The 13,140-nt window shown below is 40.5% G+C and carries 9 protein-coding genes and 1 pseudogene; 8 read left to right on the top strand and 2 right to left on the bottom strand.

The genetic code is table 11. The features are described from left to right. Positions 1-3: 3 nt before the first annotated feature. The 6 genes and pseudogenes from FRX45_RS15615 to fucP all read left to right on the top strand — a co-directional run bounded on the left by FRX45_RS15615 (position 4) and on the right by fucP (position 4,289). A complete protein-coding gene (locus FRX45_RS15615) occupies positions 4-336 on the top strand; it encodes an L-rhamnose mutarotase (RefSeq protein ID WP_152269377.1) in 333 nt (110 codons plus the stop codon). A 33-nt stretch (positions 337-369) separates the two neighbouring features. Further along, positions 370-1,038, top strand: coding sequence for an SGNH/GDSL hydrolase family protein (locus FRX45_RS15610; protein WP_152269376.1), 669 nt, complete (start codon positions 370-372; stop codon positions 1,036-1,038). 67 nt (positions 1,039-1,105) lie between these two features. Next, a pseudogene (locus tag FRX45_RS23855) lies at positions 1,106-1,291 on the top strand (four helix bundle protein); the annotation flags it as partial. Between the two features lie 50 nt (positions 1,292-1,341). Beyond that, on the top strand, positions 1,342-2,166 hold the full coding sequence (locus FRX45_RS15600) for an amidohydrolase family protein (RefSeq protein ID WP_152269374.1): 825 nt from the start codon (positions 1,342-1,344) through the stop codon (positions 2,164-2,166). Between the two features lie 77 nt (positions 2,167-2,243). Next, the gene (locus tag FRX45_RS15595) at positions 2,244-3,026 is read left to right on the top strand and encodes an L-fucose dehydrogenase (protein WP_152269373.1); all 783 of its coding nucleotides are present in this window, start codon (positions 2,244-2,246) and stop codon (positions 3,024-3,026) included. Positions 3,027-3,050: 24 nt separating this feature from the next. Further along, a complete protein-coding gene (gene fucP / locus FRX45_RS15590) occupies positions 3,051-4,289 on the top strand; it encodes an L-fucose:H+ symporter permease (RefSeq protein ID WP_152269372.1) in 1,239 nt (412 codons plus the stop codon). Positions 4,290-4,540: 251 nt separating this feature from the next. Here fucP and FRX45_RS15585 read toward each other — a convergent pair whose 3' ends face one another. Further along, a complete protein-coding gene (locus FRX45_RS15585; RefSeq protein WP_152269371.1) occupies positions 4,541-5,788 on the bottom strand; it encodes a PSP1 domain-containing protein in 1,248 nt (415 codons plus the stop codon). Between the two features lie 417 nt (positions 5,789-6,205). Further along, the gene (gene recO, locus FRX45_RS15580; RefSeq protein ID WP_152269370.1) at positions 6,206-6,940 is read right to left on the bottom strand and encodes a DNA repair protein RecO; all 735 of its coding nucleotides are present in this window, start codon (positions 6,938-6,940) and stop codon (positions 6,206-6,208) included. Between the two features lie 276 nt (positions 6,941-7,216). On the opposite strand from recO, the gene FRX45_RS15575 reads away from it, so the two are divergent. Both FRX45_RS15575 and FRX45_RS15570 read left to right on the top strand, forming a co-directional pair. Then, entirely contained in the window at positions 7,217-9,556 is a 2,340-nt protein-coding gene (locus FRX45_RS15575; protein ID WP_152269369.1) for an efflux RND transporter permease subunit, read from the top strand. A 340-nt stretch (positions 9,557-9,896) separates the two neighbouring features. Beyond that, positions 9,897-13,124, top strand: coding sequence for a SusC/RagA family TonB-linked outer membrane protein (locus FRX45_RS15570; protein ID WP_152269368.1), 3,228 nt, complete (start codon positions 9,897-9,899; stop codon positions 13,122-13,124). Positions 13,125-13,140 lie beyond the last annotated feature (16 nt).

Below are 13,140 nucleotides of genomic sequence, written 5' to 3'. Positions count from 1 at the left end.
ATCATGAAACGATTTTGCCTGGCGGTGGACCTGAAAGACGATCCTGCTGTTATAGCTGAATATAAAAAGATACACCAGGATATATGGCCGGATATCCGTGAAAGGATAAAGGCCGATGGCATTACGGGTATGGATATTTACCTTACCGGAAACAGGCTGTTCATGATAATGGAAGTGAATAATGATTTTTCCTTTGAGCAAAAAAACGCGTCTGATGCGGGCAACCCCAGGGTACAGGAGTGGGAAAATTTTATGTGGACCTTTCAGCAGGCGCTGCCCTGGGCAAAACCCGGTGAAAAATGGGTTATGATGGAAAAGATATTTGAATTACAATAAGAAGAATGTCGTATATATTTTAATAACAATTGTATGAAACGCTTACTGTTATACTCCTCCTTTATTTTTGCTGTAGTTTCTTTATCTGCGTTTACTATGCAAAAAAAGAAAGTTATCTTTTTCGGTGATTCCATTACTCAGGCAGGCGTAGCGCCCAATGGCTATATTACCTTGTTACAGCAAATGCTGGTAAAAAACGGCAGGGATAAGGCTTTTGACCTGGTGGGTGCCGGCATTGGCGGCAATAAAGTGTATGATCTTTATTTAAGGCTGGAGGAGGATGTATTGTCTAAAAAACCCGACCTGGTTTTTATATATGTGGGGATAAATGATGTATGGCATAAAAGAAGTTTTGGAACAGGAACAGATCCGGACAAGTTTGAGAAATTTTACAACCGGATCATTGAAAAAATACAGGCGGCAGGCGCCAAAGTAGTGATTTGCACGCCTACGGTGGTTGGTGAAAAAAAAGGCTTTGTTAATGAACTGGACGGCGACCTGAATAAATATGCAGAGATTGTACGCAGGATCGCTAAAAATAAAAATGTTGAGCTTATAGACCTGCATAAAAATATTATTGACTACATCAATAAGCATAATCCTGAAGATAAAAATTCAGGCATTTTTACTACAGATGGCGTGCATATGAACGATGATGGCAACAGGTTTTTGGCAGAACAGTTTTGGGGGTATATCAAATAGAGGTAAGAGGTAAGAGGGTAAGAGGTAAGTGAGGGTGTACATTGTGATGCTATAACATAAAAGAGAATTTATGTGTTTTTTGGGAATAGCCGGAAATTCCAGTAATGAAGTAAAGTCTATGTGTTATTTAGCAGAGCGATTAAAGCATATTGAAGTGTCAAAAAAGAATGATTTGCTATTCTTTTGTGAAGAAGTAACGAAAATTATTGTAGGGTTAACTAAATCCGTACAAAGTAAAATTGAAGTAAAATAAATTTGTTCAGGCTTGTTTGGTATCACTTACCACTAATCACTTACTACTTTATGACTTGCATAGACACACACGTTCATTTTTGGAAATACGACAGGAAGCGGGATGCCTGGATGGATAATATGAAAGTATTACAGCAGGATTATATTCCCCAAACATTAGAATCTACTTTAAAGCGGAATGATGTAGACGGATGTGTAGCTGTGCAGGCTGATCAGTCGGAAGTAGAAACCCGTTTTTTGTGCGAATTGGCCAAAACGCATCCTTTTATAAAAGGGGTAGTGGGATGGATAGATCTGCGGGCTGATAACGTGGAAGAAAGATTACAGCATTTTTCGGAATATACTGCTGTAAAAGGTTACCGGCATATTGTGCAGGGTGAGCCCAACGATTTTTTGCTGCAAAAGGATTTTCAGCGTGGTGTCAAAGCATTAAAGGCTTTTAATTATACGTATGATGTGTTGATCTATCACCACCAGTTGCAGCCTGCGATGGAGTTTGTGTCGTTGTTTCCCGGTCAGAAGCTGGTTATTGATCATTGTGCCAAACCAGATATTAAGCATAAAGCCATTGATGATTGGGCTAAAGGGATGAAGGAAATTGCCAGTCATCCTAACGTGTATTGTAAATTATCCGGATTATTTACCGAAGCCGCCTGGAAAGAGTGGAGCGCCGGCGATTTTTATCCTTATCTTGATGTGGTATTTGAAGCTTTTGGTACCGGCAGGCTAATGTACGGCAGCGATTGGCCGGTTATTTTAGTTTCGGGTATGTATGTGCAATGGAAAAGTTTGCTGGAGAAATATATGGAAAACTATGAGGAAGAAGAACGGGAGAAAGTGTTTGGACTAAATGCCATACAATTTTACAACCTCTGATTGTCTTAAGCTAAGAGTATGGCAGCGGCATTCGCCTCTCTGATGCTGAAAATCTTTTTTTATTTTAAATACACAATATGAACCTGAACCTTGGCAATAAAGTTTTTATCGTTACAGGTGGCGCTAAAGGCATTGGCGCCGCTATCAGCAAAACCATTGCAGCAGAAGGAGGCATAGTAGTAATTGCAGGAAGAAATAAAACAGATAACCAGGCCATTGCAGATGAAATAATAAAAGCCGGTGGGAAAGCCAGCTATTTTACTGCAGAACTCGCTGCTCCGGAAACCTGTAGTGAAGTGATTGATTTTGCTGTTGAAAAATACGGACGGATTGACGGTTTAATTAATAATGCGGGTATAAACGATGGCGTGGGACTTGAAAAAGGATCGCCTGAAAAATTCTTCCAATCCCTTCAAAAAAATCTCAGTCATTATTATAACCTGGCTCATTTTGCAGTGCCTTACCTGAAAAAAACAAAAGGCAATATCGTAAACATTGGGTCTAAAGTATCGGTTACAGGGCAGGGCAATACATCGGGTTATGCTGCTTCCAAGGGAGCGGTTAATGCACTCACCAGGGAATGGGCTGTTGAATTATTGCCTTATTCCATACGGGTAAATACCGTGCTGCCGGCAGAAGTATGGACACCGCTGTATGAAAACTGGATAAAAACGCTTCCCAACCCGGAGGAAAAACTGGCGCAAATTGTATCTAAGATTCCTTTGGAAAAAAGAATGACCACAGCGGAGGAAATTGCAGACATGACAGTGTTTCTGCTGAGCAACAGGTCGAGCCATACCACCGGGCAAATTATTTATGTTGATGGTGGTTATACGCATTTAGACAGATCCTTACAATAAATTATATATTTAATTCAAGATTGCATGGCCTTAACTTCAACTTCTGCTCCTGTTGCAACAACCTCCCGGAATGATAAGAATTACTTATTCCCGCTTATTTTAGTAACGAGCTTATTTTTTTTATGGGGATTGGCGTATGGGTTATTAGATGTGCTTAATAAACATTTCCAGGATGCGATGAATGTAACAAAAGCAAGATCTACTTTGTTGCAGGCCGCTTACTTTGGCGCCTATTTTCTAATCGCCCTGCCCGCAGGCCTTTTTATGAATAAATATGGGTATAAGAAAGGCATCATCCTTGGATTGTTATTGTATGCAACCGGTGCATTTCTTTTTTTCCCATCGGCACAAATGGCCAGCTTCGATTTTTTTTTATTGGCGCTTTTCATATTGGCTTCCGGGTTGACCTGCCTGGAAACGGCTGCAAATCCCTATGTAACCGTATTGGGCAAGCCCGAAACCTCCGAATTCCGCCTCAATTTATCGCAATGCTTTAATGGTGTGGGTTCTTTTATAGGACCTATTATTGCCGCGAATGTGTTTTTTAATGACGCATCCGGAAAGGATAGCGGCAACCTGGATTCCGTAAAATTAGTATATGTTATTATCGCCATAGTTGTTTTATTTATCGCTGTATTGTTCTGGAGAACCTATTTACCGGAGATTAAAGAAAGCGAAATTGTTTCTGATAAGCTGCAGGATAAAAAACCTTTGTTTCAACACACGCATTTCGTATATGGCGTTATTGCACAATTTTTTTATGTAGCCGCGCAGGTAGGTATAGCTGCTCTTTTTATAAATTATTGTACCGAGGCAAAAAACGAAATTGACAATTCAAAAGCGGCATATCTGCTTTCTATTAGTTTATTGCTTTTTACCATAGGCAGGTTTGTAGGAACGGCACTCATGCGAAAGGTTGCGCCAAATAAGCTGCTTACCATTTTTGCACTGGTCAATATTGTTCTTTGTGTGATAGTGGTTTGGGGTAAAGACTGGCTGTCTGTATATTCCCTGATGAGTGTTTTCTTTTTTGAATCCATTATGTTCCCAACCATTTTTGCTTTAGGAGTTAAAGACCTGGGGCATCATACCAAAAAAGGATCATCATTCCAGATCATGTCCATTGTAGGAGGAGCGCTAATGCCTTATTTTATGGGGCTATTGTCGGAAAAGGGCACGGCGCAGGCATATATTATACCATTGCTTTGCTTTATTGTGGTAGCATGGTATGGTTGGAAAGGGTATAAAATTAAAAGGACATAAAAACGGAAGCGGGAAAATGTTACAAGTTGCAGGTTACAGGTAAGCCCGGTTAACTATCCAACCGATCAACTGATCACAATCACATAGTGTTGTGTCAAATGTGAAACCTGCCAGTCGGCAGGCTGGCGTGAGAAGTGAAAGGTTGTGAATGGTGAATCGTTTTTCGTTTATCTTTTCACGAGTTGAGATGTGAATTCACTATTGCCTATTCACTTCTCACTACGATATCATTACCTGATTTTGTGCCAACCCTAATTCGTTTTCCCTTTGTCCCTGTCTTTCCTGATCGTTGGCCTCGGCTGGTTTTGTTGCTGCGGCGGGCGTGGAGCACTTTTGGCGTTACCGCGGTTTCTATCCTGCTGATCTCTTTGCTCCCTTTGTTTGAATTTCCTTCTCTTATCATTTTTTTCTAAACTGCGCAAGCTAATTTGCCCTACTACATCTACAAAATCCGGCTCCACTTCTTTGGGCTTACTGCTTACCAGTTCCTCTGTTTCTAATGCTTCGGGTTTTACGCCCTTTGCGTTCATTTCTTTTATTTTGCGTACAGTAACAATGGAAAGCGGATATTGTTTATTGCTGTCGGGCAATATATACCACATGAGGTTGCGGAAAATATCTTTTTTAATAAGCAATGCATTTCCTTTGGCAGTTTCTAATATATCGGCATTGTCCGGGAAGCCCTGGAGCGCATCTAAATAGGTATCCAGTTCATAGTTCAAGCAACATTTAAGTCGTCCGCATTGCCCGCTTAATTTCGTTTGGTTAATGCTCAGGTTCTGGTACCGGGCCGCAATAGTGGTAACGCTTTTAAAGCTGGTGAGCCAGGTGCTGCAACAGAGCTCGCGGCCGCAACTGCCTATTCCTCCTACTTTTGCCGCTTCCTGCCTCGCACCAATCTGCTTCATTTCTACCTTTACCTTAAACTCGGAAGCGTATATTTTTATCAGTTCCCGAAAATCCACCCGGCCATCTGCCGTATAAAAAAAAGTAGCTTTTCTTCCATCTGCCTGGAATTCCACTTCCGCAAGTTTCATTTCTAATTTCAATTGCCTGGCAATAGACCGGGCACGCGTCAGCGCCTGTGGCTCGCGGGCCTTATTCTGTTTCATCAGCTCCAGGTCGCGATCGCCTGCCCTGCGCAGTATTCTTTTTATTTCAGGATTATTTTCTTCAACACCTTTCTTTTTTAATTGCAGGCGTACCAATTCTCCCGATAAACTCACTTCTCCCGTATCAAAGCCACTCACTCCTTCAACGGTCACCAAATCTCCCTTCTCAAACAGGTGAACGGTACTGTTGCGGTAAAAATCTTTTCTGCTGCCATGATTGAAAGAAACTTCAATTACCCGGCACATGCTATCTTCATCAGACAAAGGAAGATTGGTTAACCAGTCGTGTACATTCATCCGGTTACAACCACCCGTACTGCAACCACCATTGCTTTTACATCCGTTAGGTTTACCCCCGGTTTCCGTTCCACAGCTTGTACAACTCATATTTCGGCATATATTAAATAGTTAATAATAATGCCTGGTTAAAGGGAATGATGTTACAGTAAATAAAATGCACACTATTATCCTGTTGAGGAACAGCCCGGTTTTGGGCTCCTGTATAAATAAATTGTTATACACTAAACGAATAACAACTAAACCCAGAATAACTATATTGAAATAAAATAAACGCTTTTTTCAATACTTTCAATCGCTCTCACAAATTCTGTAACATTATATATAGAATCCCTTTTCAGGACATTTGTATCCAAAAATAGCAAAATGTTGTCAAATTTGTACGATTAAAAATAAGACAGCAGGATGGCAGAAAGGTGCATCTTATGATCTTACTATCTTGCCTGTCTTGCGATCTTGCCTGTCTTACCATCTTACCCGTCTTACCGTCTTAAAATAGTAAGCGGTTCACGACAATATTTCCTGTAACACGGGAAGTGATTTCATAACGCCGAAATCCTGTATATGCAGGGCGTAAAATTGTAATATGGACCCAAGGAGTTCTCGCCTTACTGCCAGGGGTAAAGCGATATGGTGCAGCTCAAAGGGCTGCATTACTTTTAATAGTTGTGATATGGCAGCACTTGCCGGTTCTTCTAAGTAATGAGGGTGCTGAGGGAGATGCTTCACAAATTCTCCTTCACGCAGGTCCAGTATTTTTTTGACTGGCGTGTAATCATCCCTTATGCTGAAACCAAAAAACGAAGTAAGCTGCAGTGCGAAAAATAACGGGTAACCGGCGGTAACTTTTATATCCGCTTTGTCTAATTGTATATACGCGTCTTCAATAAAATTAAACAGGTCGGGATTGTGCTCAGGCTGCCGTATAACTTTTTGCAGGAGCTCTGTCATAAACAGGGCAACCATATTTTTAGGCATATTAAAAAAAATATCCTGGTAAAGATAGTGCCACCTGGCCTCCTTTATTCGCTGCAGGTTCTTTAAGTCATTATGGTATACTTCCAGTTCCAGTATACAGGCCGGCTGAAATAAATTGTTTTTTGCAGCAGTTTTTTTAGAAGTACGTGCGCCATTCACAATATAGGATTGCAACCCGAACAATTCGGTATACAGCAGAACGATCACAGAGTTTTCGCCATAGGAAACAGTGCGCAATACAATGCCTTTTGTGGTGTGAACCATGCCGATGAATGATAAGGCATAAAGCTAAGCCAGAAAAGTGGTAAGTTGATCGGCATTCAGCCGTCAGTAGTGAAGACAGTGGATAGTGGTAAGTGGTAAGTAGTAAGTAGGTGTTTAGTTAAAGAATTGTATCCGTCTGATGGCTAACAGCTAATAGTTCCGATGTTTGCTTTGCTGAAAGCTGACCGCTGATAACTTTACAGCATTTAAAAAAATACCCATCCCCCCCAAAAAAATAAGTTTCTTTGCATTTTCGTAAAATTCAATAACACTATCATGTGGCAAAAGCTCGGGCGGTTTGTATTACGTTATCGGTTGGTTTTGTTAATTGCATTGTTCGCTACCACGGCTTTCATGTTATACCACGCATTACAGGTGCACATCAGTTACGAATTTGTGCGAACCATTCCTGTTGACAATCCACTGTACAAACAATACCTGGCTTTTAAAAAGCAGTTTGGTGATGATGGCAATATGCTGGTCATTGGCTGCAAAACGGATAGTTTGTTTGAAGAAAAGGTATTTAATGATTATGCAGCGCTGTGCAAAAAGCTGAAAGCAACAGATAAAGTGGAAGGCCTGCTGAGCGTGCCCGGCGCTATTAACCTTGTAAAAAACGACAGTACCCAAAAGCTGAACGTAAAACCGGTATTCCCCGCACAAAGCAGCTCTCAGCAAAGTCTCGACAGTAATGTTTCCATTTTTTATTCTCTTCCTTTTTATAAAGGATTACTGTATAACCCGCAAACGAAAGCCTACCTGATAGGCGCAAGAATAAATAAAGATGTATTGGGTTCCAAAGCAAGGGAAAAAGTAATAGGGCAAATTGAAGGACTTGTATACAGCTTCGGGAAACAGCATAATATTGAAATGCATATCAGCGGGCTCCCGCTTATACGTACCAACATGGCCATTAAGGTGGAAAAGGAAATGCGTTGGTTCCTTATTGGTTCTGTTTTGATCTCTGCAGTAATTCTGATGCTGTTCTTCAGGTCAATAAGTTCTACTGTATTGTCATTGGGCGTAGTTATAACAGGGGTAATATGGAGCATGGGCATTATGCACCTCTTTCATTACAACATCAGCCTGCTTACTGCATTAATACCTCCGCTAATTGTAGTAATTGGCATACCCAATTGCATTTATTTTCTCAATAAGTACCATACTTCATGGCTGGATACGGGTGAAAAAAACAAAGCATTGGTAGAAATGGTAAGCCGCATGGGCATTGTAACCTTGTTTTGTAATATTTCTGCCGCTATTGGTTTCGCTGTATTTGCTTTAACCAAAAGTGCGATATTAAAAGAGTTTGGTATGGTGGCCGGCATTAGCATTATGGCGATATTCTTTATTTCGCTGGCCTCTATTCCTGCAGTGTTAAGTTATTTGCCTGCTCCCAAACCCAAACATATTAAATATTTAGAAACCAGGTGGCTGGATAATGTGCTTACCCGGGTAGAGCGATGGGTGTTTAACCATACCAAAGTAATTTATATTGTTACCGGGCTGGTTATTGTATTTTCTATTTCGGGTATGCTCCGGCTGGTATCGGTTGGACATATGGTTGATGATATACCTAAAACCGATAAAATTTATACAGACCTGAAATTTTTTGAAAAGCATTTTGAAGGTATTATGCCTTTAGAGATCATTGTAGACACGAAAAGAAAATATGGATTTGTTGGGATGAAGGCCCTGGGTATCTTTCAGAAAATTGATTCTCTTTCGCAATATATTGCCGCCAAACCCGAAATGGCCCGTCCGCTATCGCTTGTGGAAGCATTGAAATTTGCCAAGCAGGGGTTTTATAATGGCGACAGCCTGAACTATGCATTGCCCAATGCTTTTGATGGTGCGTTTGTAAACGACTATTTAAGAGTAAAAGAGGATGCCGGTAATGCCAATAATGTTTTTCAGCAACTGATGAACGCTTTTATGGACAGCACGCGGCAAAAAACCCGTATTAGTGTTAATATGGCCGATGTAGGCAGTAAAAAGTTACCTCCGATACTGGCCGATATTAAAAAAAGATCGAACGAGCTTTTTGATTCAACCAAATTTGATGTGCGTTTTACAGGTACCAGCGTTACTTTTTTAGAAGGCAGTCGCTTTATCATAAGCGGATTGCAGGAAAGTATCATGTGGGCTTTTTTGCTGATTGCCTTATGCATGTTTTACCTTTTTAAATCGGTTCGGATATTGATTTGTTCCCTGATCCCCAATATTATTCCATTAATGCTAACTGCCGGTATTATGGGCTGGGCGGGCATTCCGCTAAAACCATCCACTGTTTTAATATTCGGTATTGCTTTAGGTATTGCCATTGACGTAACCATCCGCTTTTTGGTTAATTACCGGCAGGAGCTGCCGGCCAACAATAATATGGTAAAGCCTACGATCCTGCAAACGATTCATCACACAGGTATTAGTATTATTTATACTTCTTTAGTATTGATTGCCGGTTTTAGTATTTTTATTTTTAGCGGGTTTGGAGGCACGCAGGCACTTGGCTGGCTTACTTCACTTACATTGCTTTCTGCTACAATAACCAACCTGGTATTGTTGCCGGTATTACTGTCAATTTTACACCGGCCAAAACGGGTCAAAGAACATTAACTTGCATTCACCGCTTCTCTCATTCATCCATGAACGCAATGCGATAGTAGTTCTGATTTTTTATTCTCCGATAAAAAGTAGTGGTTTATAAAAATCGTAGTTATGCGTTATTTACCTGCAGTCATTTTTACTATGATTTATTAGTTACTTTACTATGTATTAAAGAAAAAAATAATACAAAAAGTGAAAGTTCCATCTCTTCCAAATTTTCAAAAAAAGCAGCAAAACACTGCTGGTTATTGTCTGAAAGTGTATACAGGGTTAATTTTTAGAAATTTAACAAAAAATTGATATTTCTTAAATCTCTGTATATTTGTCCCTTCATTTTAAAAATTAAAACATGAGAAAACAGTTATTGCTAAACGCAATTCTATTGCTATGCTCTATAGCAATGTTTGCACAAACCCGAACTGTTACCGGTTCGGTTAAAGACGGAAACGGGCAGGTTATCCCCTATGCCAGTATTCTGATCAAGGGAACAAACACCGGCACAACTGCTGATGCCGATGGAAAATTCAAAATTGACGTACAGGAAGGACAATCACTGATTATTAGCGCCGCCGGTTTGGGTGAACAGGAACTGAAAATTGGCAGTGCTATGACCTATGATGTGATATTACAGTCGCAGGGAAACCTTGAAGAGGTAGTAGTAACGGCACTGGGTATTACCCGGTCAAAAAACACACTCCCTTTTGCGGCGCAAAAAGTTCAGGGAAGTGAAGTGAGTCAATCCAGGAATTCAAATTTTGTAAATAACTTAAGTGGTAAAGTAGCGGGTCTGGAGATCAGGCAAACCAATACAATGGGGGGCTCCACCAATGTTCTTTTGCGTGGCGCCAAATCTTTAACCGGAAGTAACCAGGCTTTATTTGTGGTGGATGGCGTTCCGTATGATAATGCAAATAATAATACAACAGATCAAACTACGGGCCGTGGCGGTTATGATTACGGAAGTTCTTCCGCAGATATTAATCCGGATAATATCGAAAATATCACCATTTTAAAAGGAGCTGCTGCAAGTGCGCTTTACGGATCAAGAGGAAGCAACGGGGTAATACTGATAACGACAAAAAAAGGTAAAGGAGGGTTAGGTATTTCTATTAATTCCGGAGTTTCCGTAAGTTCAATAATCAGAAACACTTTTCCAACCTATCAAAAAAAATACGGAGCCGGGTATGGTTCTTATTTTGACGCTGCAGATGTTGATGGAGATGGAACTGACGATGAAATAGTGCCAACATATGATGATGCTTCCTGGGGCACGGCCTTTGATCCTTCAAGAATGGTTTATCATTGGACTGCTTTTGACCCTGCATCTCCAACCTTTGGTAAATCATCACCCTGGGTAGGTGCGAAAAATGATCCTTCTGCTTTTTTTATAAGTCCGGTTTCGTTTAACAACAGTATTTTTCTTGAAAGCGGGGGCGATAAAGGATCTTTTGCTTTAGGGTATACGCGTAATAATGAAAAAGGCGTATTGCCTAACAGCAGCTTGAATAAGGATCTTTTGAACTTTTCGGCTTCTTATGAAGTTGCGGAAAATCTAACGGCGGGTTTATCGGCAAACTACTCAAAAATTGCGGGAAAAGGACGTTTTGGTACAGGGTATGATGGAGCAAATGCGTTGAATCTTATGACGAATTTCAGGCAATGGTGGCAGGTAAATGTGGATATAAAGGATTTAGAAGCTGCTTATTGGAAAAACAAACAAAATGTAACCTGGAACCAACATTTTGGGCCATCCGGTGAAGTACAACCTGAGTTTTGGGACAATCCTTACTTTACCCGTTATCAAAGCTTTGAAACCGACAGCAGAGACAGATATTTCGGGAATGTATATCTTAACTATAAACCGGTAAGCTGGCTAAATATATTAGGAAGAGTTTCATTAGACGGTTATAGTGAAATTGAGGAAGAACGCAAAGCAATTTCTTCCGTTGGTGTTCCCTTTTACAGGCGCTTTAATCAAACTTACCGGGAAATTAATTACGACTTATTGGCTAATACCGATTGGAAACTATCTGAAAATGTTAATCTGAAAGCCCTGGTTGGATCCAATACCAGGGTGCAATATCGCTCCAGCGCAGATGCAATCACCAATGGAGGTTTGGGTGTGCCAAACCTGTACAGCATAGCTAATTCTATTAATACACCTGCACCACCACTTGAATCTGAAGGTACCAGGAGAGTGGAAGGTTTATTTGCCGGCGCCACCATTGATTATAAAAATACTTATGTGCTGGATGCCACTATTCGCCGTGACCGCTCTTCTACTTTGCCGGATGGGAATAATATTTATTATTATCCTTCTGTTTCGGCAGGTTTTGTATTTTCTGAAATATTAAAATCCGATTGGCTTAAGTATGGTAAGCTAAGAGCAAATTATGCGGAAGTAGGCGGCGATGCTCCATTATATACAGTAACTGATTTTTATGTAAGTGATATAGATGCAAATTCAGGACAGGAAGTGACCTCCTATAATGGAAATGCGCTTTTTTCTGTATCCGGTACGAAAAATAATCTTGACTTAAAACCCGAACGCACCAAGAGTTTTGAAGTGGGGCTGGAAATGGCTTTTTTAGATTCCCGTGCTGGATTTGATATTACTTATTATGACGCCAAAACGGTAGACCAGATATTACCTCTTACAGTATCTACGGCAACAGGTTATACAAAGAAATATGTAAACTCCGGAACAATTCAAAACAAAGGGATAGAGTTATCTGTGTATGGAACACCTGTAAAGACTGAAAATTTTTCCTGGGATATCAATGTAAACTGGACCAGGAACAGAAGTAAAGTAACCAAATTGTATGGCGATATTGATAACATTGTTCTGGGAGATTTCCAGGGGAGTTTAACGATCAATGCTTCTATAAATGAACCGTATGGTACTATTCACGGCACTGATTATGTTTATACCAAGGGACAAAAAACGGTGGATGAATCAGGAAATTATCTTATCAGCCCTACTAATAACATCACCATCGGAAATATCAATCCCGACTGGATAGGAGGAGTTAACAATAAAGTTACTTACAAAGGATTTTCTGCAAGTTTCTTAATTGATGTGCGTGAGGGGGGATCTGTTTTCTCCACCGACATGTATTATGCATTGGCAGGGGGCTTGTATGAAGAGACAGCCGGTAACAATGATCTGGGGAATCCTATCCGGGATCCGCTGACGAATGATGCATCCAGTGGTGGATTGATAAGACCTGGTGTTACAGAAGATGGAAAGCCGAATACGGTTAGAGCAAGTGTTGAAAATTACGGAGAATTTGATAGTTATGTGTCTGCGCCTGACAAAAGATTTGTGTATGATGCCAGTTATGTAAAATTAAGGGAAGTATCCCTGGGTTATTCGTTTCCTGCAAGCCTGTTTAATAAGGGCATTATTAAAGGAGTTGATTTTGTGTTGTTGGGAAGAAATTTGTGGATACTGCACAAAAACCTTCCTTATGCGGACCCTGAAGACAGCTTTAGTTCAGGAAATTTGCAGGGCATACAAACAGGTAGCTATCCTGCCGTGCGTACAATGGGATTTAATGTGAGAGTAAAATTTTAACAATCAAATCTTGAGC

This window comes from Agriterribacter humi, from assembly GCF_009192765.1.
Classification (GTDB): domain Bacteria; phylum Bacteroidota; class Bacteroidia; order Chitinophagales; family Chitinophagaceae; genus Agriterribacter; species Agriterribacter humi.
Note: the sequence above shows the minus strand (reverse complement) of the source record. Positions and strands in the feature narration are given on the sequence as shown.